This window comes from Hymenobacter frigidus, assembly GCF_014640435.1.
Classification (GTDB): Bacteria; Bacteroidota; Bacteroidia; order Cytophagales; family Hymenobacteraceae; genus Hymenobacter; species Hymenobacter frigidus.
The window spans coordinates 1-16,711 of record NZ_BMGY01000040.1; the positions used below are offsets into that span (position 1 = coordinate 1).

Below are 16,711 nucleotides of genomic sequence, written 5' to 3' on the forward strand. Positions count from 1 at the left end.
GTAAAAAAACTTGCTCACTTCCTTGCTTTTTAACACAGTATCTCCTGCTTAAATAGACCACCTCAGATTGCCTTTTATCAAGTGCACCAGCTTGTGCGCGACTAGGTAGCACACCGCCTATAACGGTGCTTTAATAATACGTCAGTTAAAAATGATGTTGTTGCTGGGCATGCCGGAGCCCCAGCGGTACTTCATTTTCGAGGTTTTGTACTTGTTGTAGTACACGCCTATGCGCTGGCGGGCCACGAAACTGAAGCCGTTGCCCAGCTCTAATAGAAACTCCTGCAAGTGCGTTAGCAGGGCTTTCCAGGTCGCGCTCGCAGTAAGTGGCCTCCCGCTTCAGGCCCAGAAACGCTGGCACCATCGGGTCTTTAATGATGGTGCGGGCCACGGCCCTGACGGTGCGCGTGCCAACCAGCGCCACAACCGGCAGCGTGGTGGTGAGCACCGCGGAAGGCGCTGGACGCAGCGGCAACGATTTTACCGTGTACCAGCCGCCTGCCTTAACGGCTGTGACGCCCGCTGATGGCATCCCCGGCAGCCTAATCACCCTAACTGGGGGCACTTTGCCTCCTTGGCGGCACAGGACACCGTGTGGTTTAACGCGACCCGGGCGGTGGTCGTGCAGGCCTCCGCGACCACGCTGCAGGTAACGGTGCCGGCCGGCGCCACCACCGGCAAAATTCGAATTCAAACGCTGGGCGGGCAGGTGGAAAGTACGCAGGACTACACCGTGTGGTACCCGCCCACGTTCCTGGGCTTCAGTCCCGCCAAAGGCAAGGCCGGCGACGTGGTGAACATCACCGGCAACAACTTTGCCCCGGCCCCGCGCACCGCGGTAACCTTTGGCGCCGGAGTGGCCCCCGTGTTGCCAAATCCCAGCGCCACCAGCCTGCAGGGCCGCGTGCCGGCGGCGGCGCAAACCGGGCCCATCCGGCTTCAGACGTCAGGGGGAAGCACGGTGTCGGCCGGTTCGTTCACCTTCCTGCCCGCTCCGCATCATGGCGTTGGTGCCCGCGCAGGCCAGCATCGGGGAGGAGGTAAAACTAGCCGGGGTGAACTTCCTGGTTGAGGGCTTACCCGACACCATTATCTTTGGCGGTGCGCGGGCGGCCGTGCTGGCGGCCACGGCCACCACGGCCACGGTGCGGGTGCCCCAAGGCGCCCGGTCAGGGCCCCTGACCATTGGGGGAGCCGGCGGCCGTTTTACCAGTGCCGCGTCCTTTACGCTGTTGGCATTGCGGGTGGACGAGGCCATCACCGTTTACCCCAACCCGGCTCGGGGAATGGTTACGCTGGACTGGCAGCGGGCGGATTTTGGCGTGGAGCAAGTACGCGTTTACAATGCCCTAGGCAGCCTCGTTGCCGTTCAAGAGTTACGCAACACCGCTACTCCCAGCATGCCTTTGCACTTTGCACCAGGCCAGGTGGGCTTGTATTTACTGGTTATTGAGACTGCCCGCGGACCCGTGTTAAAACGGATTACGCTGTATTAGCCGGAGCCGGGAGACTTGCCATTTGGAAAAGCAGGAGTTGGGCCTTTTCAGCAGTTTATAAATCCCGTCTTATCAGAAGCGACTGGAAGCAGAGCGCCCCTAAATCCCTTTGATTCCGTTGAGGCAACTTAGTACCGATAATAGTTCATTGTCGGTACTAAGTTGCTATCTTTGGAAACCGACCAAAAGTCGTGGTTTTACTCCTTATTATATAGGCTACATGGAAAACTCTTCGCAACTTCCGGTTCTGGTTCCCACCCGCAATCACGCCATGGTCGAGATGCCAGCCTCAGTGAGTCGCTATGTGGAGGCCGGCTTGCACGGAGCCGAAAATACCAAGCGCGGGTACGCGGCCGACCTGCGCAGCTTTCAGGATTACTGCGAGCACCATGAGCTATTGCATCTGCCGGCCGATGTCACGACGGTCGCCGGGTACGTTTCGCAGATGGCCGACCGGGGAATGAAGCTGGCCACGATTCGCCGGCATGTAGCGGCCATTGCCAAACTGCATCAATTAGCGGGCAAGCCTTCACCGACTAGCCACGAGGCGTTGCATGTGGTGCTGGATGGTATTACCCGTGTGATTGGCAAGCGTCAGCGGCAGGCAGCTGCATTTACGGTGGCGGAATTAAAGCAAGCAGTTCGAGCGATGGATTTGAATACGCCAACTGGATTGCGTGACCGTGCTTTATTACTGTTGGGCTTTGCTGGTGCTTTTCGCCGTTCTGAGTTAGTCGCGCTTAATGTCGAGGACATTGAGTTGACCCGACAGGCACTAGTAATTCACTTGAAACGTAGTAAGACCAACCAATATGGGGAGAGCGAAGACAAAGCTGTATTCTACGCCCCTAGCGCTGACTTTTGTCCGGTGCGAGCTGCGCAGGAATGGCTGGAATGCATCGGTCGTGTCTCAGGTCCCCTCTTTACTCGCATGAGCCGTGGTAATAAGGAACGCGCCGCCCAGCCAGGGAAAACCAGATTATCAGACCAGAGTGTTAATGACCTTGTGCAACGACATCTTGGTACAGCTTATACAGCTCACTCTTTGCGTGCCTCTTTTGTGACTGTAGCTGTTGAAGCAGGGCAATCGAATAAGGCAATTAAAAATCAGACGAAGCAGAAGACTGATTTAATGATTGAGCGATACGCACGGCTGGATGACGTTAAGCGCTTTAATGCTGCACAGTATCTTGGGCTATAAAAACCATTATTGTTAAGGTTTGATAGGTTGAGTAGTAAGAAACAGTTAACTAACTGCATACTTAATGGCCATCCCTTTGGAAGGAGTTTTATCTTTTTGACATGCTCCGCACGCCTAAACGTGGCCTTCTCGAAAACATACAAGGCAGAATTTACAAGCGTTTCGCCTTAAATCGCAATCGCCCAAACCGGAATACACACGCTGTTGGTGATGTGGCGGTATGTGGGCTAAGCCAGCAACTCCTCGGTAAGTACTCAAAAAAGCCTCGACCTTACCATTCCAGCCAAGGCTTTGTCGTAGCTTGCTACTCATTAATATAAACGCACATCGGTAGTCTTACTGCTTCCTGTTTCATTGAAACAGCATATCGGCAAAATTACTCTGCAACATTCAGCTAAAATGTTTAAAAGACTACGACTCTTGGATTGGCGCCAGTACGGTAACATTAATATCGAGTTCCATGATAAAATTACTGTAATTACAGGAGCTAATGGAGCTGGGAAAACAACCCTGTTAAATATATTGAACACCCATTTAGGTGGTGTACAATACCCTCTTGTCAGCGTGCCAACAATGGGAATTGCTGGACTGACTTACACGACGGGACTCTCTACATTACGCAGGTTCACAGATGATATTACACCTTATAAACCAACTCAAGTCCCTCCTTATATACATAACCCCCATCTAGCGCATAATCAGTTTGCAGGTCAAGAAAAAATAGGGCTTATAGAGTACGAAAATGGGGCAACAGCAGAAATCGCTATTCCAAAAAATCCAGGTTCTACCTATGCCTTTCATATTCCTGCCCCTCAAGCCGTAAGAGGATTTTCTATAAATTCAATGCGCCCCTTATTCAAATACGAGCCTGTTTCCTCTATCCCTACTAACGTATCACTAAAAAACCAATATTATGAAGCCTATAGAAGTTCAAGTGTAAATAGATTTTATGGGAACTCCAACAATTCCAAAAATGAAACATACCATATTAAGGAAACACTTCTAGCATGGGCGACCTATGGACCAGGAAATTCCATTATCGCTTCTAACCCGCAAGCACTGAAGCTATTCAATGATTTTGAATTAGTGCTTAAAGAGGTGTTGCCAACAACATTGGGCTTTATTAATATCACTATTCGGCCCCCAGAAATTGTTTTGGTTACTAAAACTGGTGAATTTCCAATTGATGCAGTTTCTGGTGGAGTAGCGTCAATTATTGATTTAGCGTGGCAAATTTATATGTTTGACAGTCAAGATTTGCCATTTGTTATAACTATTGATGAGCCAGAGAATCATTTGCATCCAGAGATTCAAAAGAGCTTATTGCCCAATATGGCAAGGGCTTTTCCTAAATGTCAGTTCATTGTAGCTACGCATAGTCCCTTTATCATAACTTCTATGCCAGCATCAAATGCGTATGCATTAAAATATAATGAGAACAATAAGGTTGATTCTGTTTTATTGGACCGAGTTGATAAATCTGGCTCTGCTAATGATATTCTTAAAGAAGTATTGGGCTTGGAGGATACCATGCCCGATTGGGTCGATGAAGAGATAAAGCGAATTATAGACAAGTACAAATCGGTAGAAATTGGGGATGCTGGCATTTCTAGCTTTAAACAAGAATTAGCGAGTTCTGGACTAGGTAAATACATACCAGAATCTTTACTAAAGCTTCTTGAAGATTATAATGCACGTGCATAATTATGATTTTACTTACGAAAACCGGCAAGCCAGCAATACTGAGGCTCAAATCTTTACAGTGGACAGTAGATGTCTTAGAATATCACGTCCGAAAAGAAAAAATTCCTAAGGTATTGTTTAATAAGTACAATCACAAACAAGTCAAATTGGCGTTGGTTGATGAAACCAATGGCAAATGTGCCTACTGTGAAAGCAAAGTAACGCATGTATACCCAGGCGATATAGAGCATATTATTCCTAAATCTAAATTCCCAGATTTAGCTTTTGATTGGGAGAACTTAACTTTCTCATGTAGCATTTGCAATAACCTTAAGTCCGACTATTATGACCCCACATACCCCGTTGTTAATCCTTATTTTGACATAATATCTAGGCATATAACTTCATCAGGGTCCTTGATAATCCACATGCCCGGCAGTGAACGGGGGGAATTAACACACGTTTTATTGCAACTAAATAGAGGAGATTTGATTGAGCGAAGAGAAGAGGCTCTTCAAGTATTCAGAAAATATTTGGACAGTTATGCTAAAGCGACAGTACCAATTTTGAAGGATATTTACAAAAAGGAAATATTAGGCATGGTGGACCCAAGCAAAGAATTCAGTTTTGTGCTCAAGAATGCATTAGATTACTTTGTTTTGAAAGGCTTAGTATTTCATTAAAAATTGTCAGTAAATTATATGGAGTCTTGTGCCTGTCAAATAAGGGAGATTTTATGTTGGCGTGAAAGTCACGAACAACGTGAGCTTTGCCTATAGCAAAGGCGACTAGTCATAGTCGGCGTGCGTCCCAACATGACGATGGCGAGCTAATGGTATTAACGTATTCTCCCTTTTAAAGTCCGATAAGAGAAGGTTATCGGACCTTATACCTGCCTTCGCCGCTAGCGCTTGTTATGTACTACTAGCGTATCCGGCGAGCATGTTGCAATCGAAGACGGCAAAATGGAACTGTTGTAAAGTGCTATTCAACCGTTCATAGTCGCGGGCCAATCGCCGGAAGCGGCTGCACCAAGCGAATCTGCGCTCGAACACCCAGCGGCGGGGCAGCAAGCCGAAGCCGGTTTGGGCTTGTTTATCACTTGCAAATCAAAGCCGTGCACGGCGGCCTCGTATTCGGTTCACTCGCCCATGTAGCCTTAATCGCCAAAGCCGATTTCGACGGTTTGGCTCGTGGTCTTCTTCACCCGCCGGCACAGTACGCCTACTTGCGCCCGCTCCTGTTCGTTGACCGGGATGATGGCCACGCCCAGTAGGTGGCCTCAAGTGTTACTGGCGATGTGGGTCTTACCACTCTTGCGCTTTTTGCCCCGTTACAGTCGGCCCAGTGCCCGCTCTCGGTCATGTTATGCAAGGAGTTTCCGTTGAAAACAACCGCCTTGGTCGTGGCCACCCAGCCCGGCAAAAGGCGCTGCAATTCATTTAAATCATGCACGAGGGCCCCCAACACGCGGGCGTCGCGCCAGCGAAGCCATTGCGCTGACAGGGGTGGCAGGTCGTGGGGCAGGTAGCGCTTGGCAGCCCGTGTGGCCCAGGTAGCGCAAGGTGTTGAACAAGGCCTGCAGCGGGTGTTTCCGCTGGAGCATTTCTTCACACATCTCGCACAGGTAGGGGCTACGAACGCCTATTCATCGTCGCTAACGTCATTGGGACAACTCCGTGTCGCGGCCATACCCCAAATTAATCCCAAGAGCAGAACAGACTCTAACCCGTTGGTGTGAGCAGGTCAAACGGGCATACCCGCTTTGGAACCGCTATCCATCGCTTAATTATTGGCCCGTGAGCACCAAACGTGAACCCAGCGCCCGTTGTAGGTCAGGCAAGTCGTATCGGCTGAGCACGCCGGGCAAAGCCGACGAATACGCCTCCCTGCGCGTGGGCTGCAGCAGCGTTTGGGCCAGGGAAACCGGCATTTGCGTCAGCACTAGGCGGTGAATTGCTGGGAAAAGCGTGGCAGCGTGCAGGGCTACCGCTGCGGCGCGGCCCCGCGCCTGCACTACCAGGGGGGCGCCTCGCAGCCGGTCGTCGGTCTCAATCCAAGCAAGTAGGGTGTGCACATCAAGCACGCGCTGGGCCAGCAGCGGGCGCCCGATGTGGAGGCTTAGAATAGCTGGCCGGTACTCCGCATTGTAGTACTTGGGGTCGTTGTACACCGGCGGGTCAGCGGTTTCGCCAAAGCCGCGCAGGTCCGCCAGGAGCACGGCGGTGCGTTGCCGTTGGCAGGCCTGCCAAAGGGCTAGGCTGTCAACGTAAGCACTTTTACCCTGGTCGGGCAGCCAAAGGGTGATTCCTGCGCAGCGCCCGGACCCCGGGGGCAGCAGCAGCAGCACAGGCAGTGGCGGTTCGCCCGGCCGGCGCAGAATCAGCCGGTGCCAAAGCATCCCATTTTGGCGCAGGGTGTCGCGGGTCTCGGCCGTCACCGGCATGTTGGCTGCTGGTTTTGGCAATCCCAATTGCTGATGGACCGCGGCCGCCAGGGCGGCGCCGGTCAGCGCCGGCCGGCGACGCGCCAGCTCCTGCGCCCGCGCCTGGTGCTGGCCGGCGAGCGACGCTTCCGTGCGGTAAGCCGTGTTGACCTGACCGGTGCTGGTGCACTGCAACTGCCCGGCCGGCAGCGTGTGCAGTGTGGGTTCGTGCACCGGGCGGGGGTCGTTGCAGAGCCAGCGCCGAAACCATTCTACGGCGGCCTCGCGCTTGGGCTGGGAAATGCCGTGGCCATCGTCGTAAGTGAACAAGCTCATCTGCTCGCTTTTGCCCAGGGCGGCGTAAGCCCGTCGGCTTTCGGCATAAGCCGCTTCGATGCTGGTGTAATCCACAAAATCGTACCGGCCGGCCAGCACCAGCAGCGGCTTGGGCGCAAACAAGATGAGCCAGTCGGGCACGTCCAGGCGCGCCTGTCCGGCGCCCGGCAGCTGGACGCAGCCGTCGGCTGGGCCGGTCAATTCCAGGGTGCGTTCGCCGCTGGCCACGTAGCTGCAGAGCGCCGCTACTTTCACCCGCTCGTCCAGGCCCATGAAGTAGGCGGCCTGGGTCGCGCCGCCGGAATTGCCGAGGCAGCCGATGCGGGCAGCGTCCACGTCCGGCCGGGTGAGCAGGTAGTCGAGACCCCGCACGTTGTCCCACAGCTCTTCGGCCGCCACGCTGGTGCCTATCAGGGTGGCACCCGCGTTGAGCAGCGTGTGCTCGGTGGTGCCCCCGCGGGCCAGCCCCTGGCCTTTGGCATCGGTCATCTGCAGACGCTCGCCCTGGGAGATGGGGTCGATGACGAGCACCACGAAGCCATTGGTGGCAAACAGCAGCGCTGTTTTTTGGTAGGATGCCGTGGCTTTGGCCTCCGGCTCGTGCCCGCAAAACAGCAGCACCGCGGGCCGCCGGCCCGGTCCGGCCGGCACATACACGTTGGCCGTGACGTGGTGGCCCGGCGTGCTTTCGTACACTACTTTTTCAATGCGCAGGCCCAGTTCCGGACGCGGCACCTGGCCCGTGACTTGGGCCCGCAACGGGGTGCGGAGCGGGAGCGGCCCCAGCACCCGGCGAAACCGGGCCCGCACGCTGTCCTGGTAGATGACCGTGCCCGCGGCTGAGGCCACCGCAGCGGCTAACTCGGCCGCCCGGGGTGTGTACTGCCGGTGCATGGCCTGCAAGAGGTAGGTGTTGAGCGTGGTTGGTGCTTTCCAGTCCAGCACATCGGCCGGCTTTTGCGCCCGGACGGGAAGCCCGGTCAGTACCAGCAGAGCGGCCACGACCGCGAGCAAGCCCCTACGCATCGGCGGGCCCGCCCTTTGCGGCCGCGGCTAGCGAACCCGGCGAAGCCCCAGGCCAAGTTCTCACGAGGCCTGTTTTTGGGACTGCCACAACACCACCTGCCAGCCCTTCTTCCGGTCCTTCACCTGCACCACCACGTACTTGAGGTGGGCCAGATTGGCGGTGCCGTCGGGCTTATTGGGCAGGGTGATGAGGATAGTGCCGTTGACAACGGCGGTTTTGCCGTCGGCGTAGGCGCGCACGTTCAGGGCTTCTATTTCAATCTTGTCGTACTGGCTTTTGCCATCGCGGATGCTCTGGATATAGTCCGCCTTGCCGTTCTGCTTGCCGTTGGAGTGCGTGTACACCAGGTCATCGGCAAATACTTTCTCCAGAAAGGCGTAATCCTTTTTTACCTGGGCCTCGAAGCGCTGACGCTCCAAGGCTTCCACTTCTTTTTGGGCGTCGGCGTTCGAAATCATGGGGTGCAAAGCGTTGGCGGAGGCCATGCCCAGAACAAGCAGCAGAGCCAGCGATAGAATTTTCTTCATAAGAATACGGCCAGCAACCTGGCGTGAAAAGGAGGCTAGTCGAGGGCTATTGGCTTCATGCGCGGGGCCAGGAAGTGCATCAACACCCAGGCCAACAGGTAAGCACCGCCGCAAATCAGGAACATGATGAAGTACGCCTTGTCGAGTTGCCCGATGCTTTCGTAGTACACGAACATGCGCTTCTGCACCAGCGCCGAGAGCAGGATGCCGCCCAGCCCGCCGGCCATGCCGCCGATGCCGGTGACCGAGGCCACCGCCCGCTTCGGGAACATGTCCGACACGGTGGTGAAGATGTTGGCGCTCCAGGCCTGGTGCGCCGCCGCCGCAATGCCAATAACCAGCACGGCCAGCCACAGGTCAATCCGGCCCAGGTACTGGGCAAACACAATCGGGAACACGCAGCAGGCAATGAGCAGCATCGACAGCTTACGGGCCTGGAAAGCGGGCATGCCGTTGCGAATAAATCTGAGCGGAATCCAGCCCCCGCCCACGCTGCCGATGGTGGACAGCATGTACACCGCCGCCACCGGCAGGGCCACGGCCGTGCCTTTTAGCCCGTACTGCTTATTCAGGAAATCGGGCAACCAAAACAGGTAGAACCACCAGATGGGGTCGGTCAGGAACTTGCCCACCACGAAGGCCCAGGTCTGGCGAAACGTGAGCAGCCGAAACCACGACACCTTGGCTAGTTCCGCCCCGGCCTCAGCGGGCTGGTCAGCCGCGTCGCTGTGGATGTAGTCGAACTCGGCCTTGCTCAGGCGGGCCTGCCGGGCCGGCACTTCGTAGTAGATGAACCACAAAATCAGCCACACGAACCCCAGGGCACCGGTGATGACGAAGGCCCACTGCCACCCTATCGTTTCGGCAATAAGCGGCACGGTGAGCGGCGCAATAATGGCACCCACGTTGGAGCCCGAGTTGAAAATGCCGGTGGCCAGCGCCCGCTCGCGCTGCGGAAACCATTCGGCCGTGGTTTTGATGGCGGCCGGAAAGTTGCCGGCCTCCGTGACGCCCAGAAACGCCCGCGCCACGCTGAAACCCAGCGTGCTGCTCACCAGCGCGTGCCCGATGGCCGCCAGGCTCCACAAAAAAGTGGACAAAGCATAGCCGATTTTGGTCCCCAGCTTATCGATGAGGCGGCCCGCGCCCACCATGCCCAGCGAATACGCCACCTTAAAGGCAATTTCGATGTTGGCGTAGTCGCCCGCGTTCCACTTAAACTCGGTTTCGAGGTAGGGCTTGAGCAGCGAAATCACGGCCCGGTCGAGGTAGTTGACCGTGGTGGCGAAGAACACCAGCCCGCAGATGGTCCAGCGGTATTTGCCCATGGCGGCATTGGCCGTGGCCAGCGGCGAGGCGGAAAGGCTTTGAGCGGAGGCGGGCGTCATCGGGAGTGAGAATTTTAGAGCGAGTGGGTTGACAACGGTCATGCGGAGGGCAGCACGACGTTCGTATTCAATCCTTGTTCAGCGTTGCGACATATTGCATCAGCTCGCCAATGCGGACGGCCAGGGCATGGGTATCGTCGGCATTTTTGAAGAGCTGCGAACCTATGCCCACCGCATTCACGCCCGCCCCAAACCAGGCCGAAACGCTTTCGCGGGTGGGCTCCACGCCGCCCGTCACCATGAGTTTGATGTGGGGCATGGGGCCGCGCAGGGCTTTCACATAATCGGGGCCCACCATATTGCCGGGGAATATTTTTACCACCGCCGCGCCCAGCTGGCTGGCGTTGTAAATTTCGGTGGGCGTAAGGGCGCCAGGCAGCCATGGAATGTCGTGGGTGCGGCACACCTCCGCAACCTCAGCAGTGGCCAGCGGCTGCACCACAAAGGCCGCGCCCGCCGCGATGAACTGCTCGGCCTCCACGGCCTTATAGATGGTACCGATGCCGAGCACCATTTCCGGGCAGCTCCCGGCGACAAACGCCTGCAGTTGCGTGAACACCTCCAGCGCGCCTTCGCCCCGGTTCACGAACTCAAACACCCGGATGCCGCCCGCGTAGCACGCCTGCACAATGCGCTGCGCGTAGGCCGGGTCGGCGTGGTAGAATACCGGCACCACGGGGTAGCGCAGCAAGGTAGCGAGGGTTTCGGCAGCCGTATGGCGGGGCATAGTTTCCATTGATTTTTAGCGCAGTAAGCGGCCGCTGGTGTTGCCGCGCATGATTTCTTCTACCTCGGCCACGGTCACCAGATTAATGTCGCCGTGAATGGTGTGCTTGAGGGCCGACGCGGCCACGCCGAAGGTGAGGGCCTGCTGGGGATTGTCGTAAGTGAGCGAGCCGTAGATAAAGCCGGCCATAAAGGCGTCGCCGCCCCCGATGCGGTCCACAATCGGGTTAAGGTCGTAGGTGACGGTTTCGAGAAACTGCTGGCCGTCGTAGAACAAGCCTTTCAGGCCGTTGTGCGAGGCGCTGTGGGTTTTGCGGCGGGTTGTAACGACCTGCTTGATTTGCGGAAACCGCGCCATCACCTGCTGGGCTACGGACACGAACTTGCTGTCGGTGCCGGGCTGTGGTTTGATGCCGAACAGGTCGTCGGCATCGTTCTCCGAGCAGACCACGACATCGCATCCGGCTACCAATTCCGACATCACGGCCTGGGCCGTCTGGCCGTACTGCCACAGGTTGCGGCGGTAGTTCACATCGGCCGATACGGTGAGGCCGAGGCGGCGCGCGGCGGCAATGGCCTGGCGCGTGGCCTCGGCCGTGCTGGCCGAAATGGCGGGCGTAATACCCGTCCAGTGCAACCAGCCGGCATCTTTCAGGATTTCATCCCAGTTGAACGCCGCCGGGTCGAGGTGGGCGAAGGCCGAGTTGGCACGGTCGTACACCACTTTGCTGGGCCGCATCCCCGCCCCTACTTCCAGAAAATACAGCCCCAGCCGGTCGCCTTGGAACACGGTCGCGTCCATGTTCACGCCCAGAGCGCGGAAGTGCCGGGCGGCGGCGTGCCCCAGGTCGTTGGCCGGGAAGCAGGTGACGTGCGCGGCGGGCACGCCTAGGCCCGCCAGCGCAGCGCCCACGTTGGCATCGCCGCCGCCGTAGGTGATTTCGAGGCTGGCCGCCTGCGCGAACCGGTAATTCAGCGGCGGCGCGAGCCGCATCATGATTTCACCGAACGTGACAACTTGCTTCATTATGGGTGTGTGGTTGATAATTAGTCTCTAAAAAACCTCTTGTCATCCTGAGCGCAGCGAGGGACCTTATCACGTCTGCGCCGGTTGGATTACTACACTTCGTTCGCCGGTGATAAGGTCCTTCGCTGCGCTCAGGATGGCAAAAGAAAGCAATTGTTACGCGGATACAGCAGCAGTTTCCGCCACTTTATCGAAACCAAAATATTCCTTGGCGTTGCCGTAGCAGATGTTTTGCACCGTACGGCCCAGTAATTCCATATCGGCGGGCAGCTCACCGTTTTCCACGTCGTTACCGAGCAGATTGCAGAGCACACGGCGGAAATACTCGTGGCGCGGGTACGAGAGAAAGCTGCGCGAGTCGGTGAGCATGCCCACAAAACGCGGCAGCAGTCCCATGTTGCTCAGGGCGTTGAGCTGCTTTTCCATGCCGTCCTTCTGGTCGAGGAACCACCAGCCGGAGCCGAACTGCATTTTGCCGGCCACCGAACCGTCGTTGAAGTTGCCAATCATCGTCGCAATCAGGTCGTTGTCGGCCGGGTTGAGGTTGTAGATAATGGTTTTGGCCAGTTTGTCCTGGCGGTCGAGGCGGTCGAGAAAGGTGGAAAGGGCGCGGCCTTGCGGGAAGTCGCCGATGGAATCCCAGCCCGTATCAGGGCCTAGTTCGCGGAGCATGCGCGAATTGTTGTTGCGCAACGCGCCGAGGTGGTACTGCTGCGTCCAGCCCTTCTCCCAGTCCATCTCGGCCAGCAGCACCAGCATGGCGGCTTTGAATTGGTGGTTTTCGGCCGGAGTCAGCGCGCCGCCACCCCGGATTTTGCGGAAGCTGGCGGCTACTTCCGCCGGAGTGTATTCGGCCGCGTAGATGTGCTCCAGGCCGTGGTCCGACAAGCGGCAGCCCACGCTGGCGAAGAAGTCGTGGCGGCGGCGCAGGGCCGTTTCCAGGTCTGCGAACGTGCTGATGCCTACTGCGGCCGCCGTGCCCAGCTCGTCGAGGTAGGCGTTGTAGCTGGTCACGTCGTCCACGGCCATGGCCTTGTCGGCGCGGAAGGTAGGCAGCACGCGCACTTCAAAACCGGAGGCGGCCAGGGCTTGGTGGTGTTCCAGCGAATCGGCGGGGTCGTCGGTGGTGCACAGGGTTTCGACCTGCATCTTTTTCAGCAGGCTTTGCACCGAGTACTCGGGGGTTTGCAGCTTGGCGCTGCACTCGTCGTAGATGCGGCGGGCGCTGTCCTTGTTCAGCAGCTCCGTGATGCCGAAGTAACGCTGCAACTCCAGGTGCGTCCAATGGTAAAGGGGGTTGCGCAGGGTGTAGGGCACGGTTTCGGCCCATTTTTCAAACTTCTCCCAGTCCGACGCATCGCCGGTGATGTAGCGCTCGGATACGCCGTTGGCCCGCATGGCGCGCCACTTGTAGTGGTCGCCGGACAGCCAGATTTGGGTAATATTTTCAAACTGCTTGTCCCCGGCAATCTGGTCGGGCAGCAGGTGGTTGTGGTAGTCGATAATGGGCATCGGCTTCGCGTACTCGTGGTAGAGCGTGCGGGCCGTGGCGGTCTTAAGCAGGAAATCGGCGGAAAGAAAGGGCTTCATAATTTTCTTAATTCATTAAAGCGTCATGCCCATCTGGCGTCCGCGCAGCCGGAGCATGACGCTACATTTTCAATTTCTCTACAGGGAAACCCCACGTTTCCACGGGATAAAATCGGTCTGGTCGTGGCGCACGGCGGCTACCTCCTCGCCGCTGGCCACGCGGATGACGTAATCGAGAATCCGCGCGCCGGCTTGCTCGATGGTTTCTTCGCCGTCAATCACGGTGCCGGTGTTCACGTCGATGATGTCGGGCATGCGGCGGGCCAGAGCCGTGTTGCTGGCCACTTTGATAACGGGGGCAATGGGGTTGCCAGTAGGCGTACCCAAACCCGTGGTAAACAGCACGATATTGGCCCCTGAGCCCACTTCGGCCGTGGTGGATTCCACGTCGTTACCGGGCGTGCAGAGCAGGTTCAGACCGGGCTTGGTCACCAGTTCCGGGTAGTCGAGCACCGCCACCACGGGCGAGGAACCGCCCTTGCGGGCCGCACCCGCCGATTTCATAGCGTCGGTAATCAGTCCGTCCCGGATGTTGCCCGGCGAGGGGTTCATGTCGAAGCCCGAACCCACGGCCACGGCGCTGTCGCCATAGGCCTTCATCAGGCTGCTGAAACGTTCGGCGGTTTCCTGGTTCACGCTACGGTCCACCAGTTCCTGCTCTACGCCGCACAGCTCCGGGAATTCAGCCAGAATAACTGTGCCGCCCAGCGCCACCAGCAGGTCGGAAACGTGGCCCAGTGCCGGGTTGGCCGAAATGCCGGAGAAGCCGTCGGACCCGCCGCATTCCAGGCCGATGTTGAGGGCCTTGAGCGGGGCGGGCTCCCGCCGCGCCTGGTTGGCCAGCATCAGACCGGCAAAGGTTTGGCGTAGCGCCGTGCTAATAAGCGTTTCCTCGGTGCCCAGCTTCTGCTGGTCGAGGATGTAGAGTGGTTTGCTGAAGCTGGGGTCTCGCTTGGCAATTTCGTCCTGCAACATGCTGGCCTGCGCGTTCTGGCAGCCCAGGCTGAGAACGGTGGCCCCGGCCACGTTGGGGTGCGTGATGTAGCCGGCCAGCAGGCCGCACAGGGTCTGGGCATCTTGCCGGATGCCGCCGCAGCCGCCCTCGTGCGTGAGGAAGCGGATGCCGTCCACGTTCGGAAACGGGCGACTGTTGCGGGCCACGTCTACGCCGGCGGCCAAGTCGGCGCTCAGGATTTCCTCCACGGTTTTGCCGGCCTGCATCAGCTCCACCAGCTTGCGGGTTTCGGGCTGGTAGCTTTTGCGGCGGCCGTAGCCGAGGTCGGTTATCAGGGCCTCCTGCAGCACCTGAATGTTGCGGTTCTCGCAGAATACCAGCGGGATAACTAGCCAGTAGTTGGCCGTGCCCACGCGGCCATCGGCGCGGTGGTAGCCCCGAAAGGTGCGGTTTTGCCAGGCGCTCACGTCGGGGGCGGTCCAGGGGGCGCGCGGCTGGGCGTGCTCGTCGTAGGAGTTGGTGGCGTGCTGAACATTGGCCGTGGTGAGGCGGCCGCCGGGGCGAATGGCCTCGCGGGCGGTGCCCACCAATACGCCGTACATGGTCACGGGCTGGCCCTGGCCCAGGCCCAGGGGCGCGAGCTTGTGCTTGGCCGGAATGGCCTCGGCGGTGGTGATAAACGTGCTTCCCCACGGCACCTCGGTGCCAATAGGCAGGTCGGCCAAGGCGACCAGCACATTGTCGGCGGGGTGAATACGGGCTACTTGGTGTTTCACGGGGCAGAAAGATTACGAGCTAACGGCGACCAGCCTCTTGGCAAAAAACGCAGTCAGGGTGGCAGAAGCGCCTTCCTTCAGCAACTGATTCAGATAGAAGACCATGCACTCGGTGAAACCGGACAGGCGATTTAAATCGTGGCCCCAGAGGGCGGCGTTGTGCAGCACGGCGGTGGTCAGCGCTTCCGGCGAATGGTGGGCCCAGAGGTCGGCAAAGTAGGCGGCGCGCTCGTCCACCACGGGGTACGACTTGCCGTTGATTTCCCCGGCGAAGCCGCCGCCGGGCTGCGCCGTGCTGCGCATAAACAGCAGGTAGGCGGCAAAACCCAGCGCGAAATAGTGCGGTACCGCGCCGTGCTGCCGATAGTAGTGCAGCAGCGTTGGCACGGTGCGCATGTGCATTTTGGCCGTGGCCTGGGCACTGATGGCTAGCCACCGATGCTCCAGGTAGGGGTTGCGAAACCGGTCAAGCACCTGCATGCCGAAACGCTGGCCCACTTTTTCCTCCACCGGGTACGGGATGCCGGGCAGCAGGTCAGCCAGCATGAGGTTGTGCACGAAGCGCGCTAGGTGCTGGTCGTCCAGGGATTCGCGCACAGTACCAAAACCCGCCAGGTGAGCCAAAGCAAAGCTCAGGGTGTGGGTGCCATTCAGCAGACGCAGCTTGAGCTCACGAAACAGATTGATATCGGGCCGAATGATGACAACTTCCGGCGCGGCGGCGGCAAAGCTTAGCACGTTGCGCACCGCCTCGTCGCCCTCAATGGCCCAGAGCGCATAGGCTTCGGTGATAGTCAACAGTTCGTCCTCGTAGCCCAGGCCGGCCTGCATGGTTTCGGCAGCGGCGGGTTCGGGTAGGCCGGGCACGATGCGGTCGACCAGCGAGTTGCAGAAGTGGTTGGCCGATTCGAGCCAGTCGATGAACTCGCTGCCCAGGTCGTTGCGGTGGGCCAACTCCAGCACAATGGCTTCGAGCTTGCTGCCGTTGTCCGGAATCAGCTCGGTGGGCACGATGACCAGTCCGCGCTCCGGGTCGCCTTTGAAGGCCTTGAAACGGGCGTGCAGCACGGCCAGCAGCTTGCCCGGAAACGACTGGGGCGGCGTCAGCTCAATGGATTCGGTGAGCAGTTGGATTCCGACTTCGGTCGTGTTAGAAATGACAACCTGTAAGTCGGGATTGGCGGCGAAGGCCAGGATTTCGGCCCACTGGCTTTTGGCCGAGAGCACGCGGCTGATGCTGGCGCACACCACGTTTTCTTCCACGGGCTGGCCGTCGACCACGCCGCGCACGGCCACGGTATAGAGGCTATCCTGGCGTTCAAAGGCGCTGAGGTCGCCGCCATCGGTCGATTTCACGACCACGATGCGGCCGTTGAAAAGGCCCTGACGGTTGGCTTGGTCAATGAGCATATCGGGCAGGCCGCGCAGCAGCACGCCGGTGCCAAACTGCAGCACTTTTTCGGGCAGCGCAAACATGGCGGCGGCCGGCCAGGCCACCGGCATGCGGCCAGCGGGGGCCGCCAGCGCCAGTTGTTTAGTTAATTGTGCCATAGC

14 protein-coding genes and 1 pseudogene are annotated in these 16,711 nt (G+C 58.2%); 5 read left to right on the forward strand and 10 right to left on the reverse strand.

Annotated features, from left to right (window positions below; genetic code table 11):
- Positions 1-141: 141 nt before the first annotated feature.
- Positions 142-288, reverse strand: coding sequence for a DUF45 domain-containing protein (locus IEW17_RS21035; RefSeq protein ID WP_229749071.1), 147 nt, complete (start codon positions 286-288; stop codon positions 142-144).
- 286 nt (positions 289-574) lie between these two features.
- On the opposite strand from IEW17_RS21035, the gene IEW17_RS16540 reads away from it, so the two are divergent.
- The 5 genes from IEW17_RS16540 to IEW17_RS16560 all read left to right on the forward strand — a co-directional run bounded on the left by IEW17_RS16540 (position 575) and on the right by IEW17_RS16560 (position 5,063).
- A complete protein-coding gene (locus tag IEW17_RS16540) occupies positions 575-1,072 on the forward strand; it encodes an IPT/TIG domain-containing protein (RefSeq protein ID WP_188563172.1) in 498 nt (165 codons plus the stop codon).
- Positions 1,056-1,496, forward strand: a complete 441-nt coding sequence (locus IEW17_RS16545) for a T9SS type A sorting domain-containing protein (protein ID WP_188563173.1) — start codon at positions 1,056-1,058, stop codon at positions 1,494-1,496. The genes IEW17_RS16540 and IEW17_RS16545 overlap by 17 nt, the downstream gene beginning before the upstream one ends.
- A 220-nt stretch (positions 1,497-1,716) precedes the next feature.
- Positions 1,717-2,697: a tyrosine-type recombinase/integrase gene (locus tag IEW17_RS16550; RefSeq protein ID WP_229749072.1), complete on the forward strand. Its 981-nt coding sequence runs from the start codon at positions 1,717-1,719 to the stop codon at positions 2,695-2,697.
- A 354-nt stretch (positions 2,698-3,051) separates the two neighbouring features.
- A complete protein-coding gene (locus tag IEW17_RS16555; protein WP_188563174.1) occupies positions 3,052-4,401 on the forward strand; it encodes an AAA family ATPase in 1,350 nt (449 codons plus the stop codon).
- Positions 4,402-4,403: 2 nt separating this feature from the next.
- The gene (locus IEW17_RS16560; RefSeq protein WP_188563175.1) at positions 4,404-5,063 is read left to right on the forward strand and encodes an HNH endonuclease; all 660 of its coding nucleotides are present in this window, start codon (positions 4,404-4,406) and stop codon (positions 5,061-5,063) included.
- Positions 5,064-5,294: 231 nt separating this feature from the next.
- Here the strand turns inward: IEW17_RS16560 and IEW17_RS21275 are convergent.
- The 9 genes and pseudogenes from IEW17_RS21275 to IEW17_RS16605 all read right to left on the reverse strand — a co-directional run.
- Positions 5,295-5,459: pseudogene (locus IEW17_RS21275) on the reverse strand (transposase); the annotation flags it as partial.
- A 710-nt stretch (positions 5,460-6,169) separates the two neighbouring features.
- Positions 6,170-8,143, reverse strand: coding sequence for an alpha/beta hydrolase family protein (locus IEW17_RS16570; protein WP_188563176.1), 1,974 nt, complete (start codon positions 8,141-8,143; stop codon positions 6,170-6,172).
- A gap of 84 nt (positions 8,144-8,227) precedes the next feature.
- Complete coding sequence (locus IEW17_RS16575) at positions 8,228-8,695, reverse strand: nuclear transport factor 2 family protein (RefSeq protein WP_188563177.1); 468 nt, start codon at positions 8,693-8,695, stop codon at positions 8,228-8,230.
- 35 nt (positions 8,696-8,730) lie between these two features.
- The gene (locus IEW17_RS16580; protein ID WP_188563178.1) at positions 8,731-10,083 is read right to left on the reverse strand and encodes an MFS transporter; all 1,353 of its coding nucleotides are present in this window, start codon (positions 10,081-10,083) and stop codon (positions 8,731-8,733) included.
- Between the two features lie 67 nt (positions 10,084-10,150).
- Positions 10,151-10,810: a beta/alpha barrel domain-containing protein gene (locus IEW17_RS16585; RefSeq protein ID WP_188563179.1), complete on the reverse strand. Its 660-nt coding sequence runs from the start codon at positions 10,808-10,810 to the stop codon at positions 10,151-10,153.
- A gap of 15 nt (positions 10,811-10,825) precedes the next feature.
- Positions 10,826-11,836, reverse strand: coding sequence for a sugar kinase (locus tag IEW17_RS16590; RefSeq protein WP_188563180.1), 1,011 nt, complete (start codon positions 11,834-11,836; stop codon positions 10,826-10,828).
- A 156-nt stretch (positions 11,837-11,992) separates the two neighbouring features.
- Entirely contained in the window at positions 11,993-13,426 is a 1,434-nt protein-coding gene (gene uxaC / locus IEW17_RS16595) for a glucuronate isomerase (protein WP_188563181.1), read from the reverse strand.
- Between the two features lie 78 nt (positions 13,427-13,504).
- Positions 13,505-15,157: a UxaA family hydrolase gene (locus tag IEW17_RS16600; protein WP_188563182.1), complete on the reverse strand. Its 1,653-nt coding sequence runs from the start codon at positions 15,155-15,157 to the stop codon at positions 13,505-13,507.
- A gap of 12 nt (positions 15,158-15,169) precedes the next feature.
- Positions 15,170-16,708, reverse strand: a complete 1,539-nt coding sequence (locus IEW17_RS16605) for a tagaturonate reductase (RefSeq protein ID WP_308420630.1) — start codon at positions 16,706-16,708, stop codon at positions 15,170-15,172.
- Between the last annotated feature and the right edge of the window lie 3 nt (positions 16,709-16,711).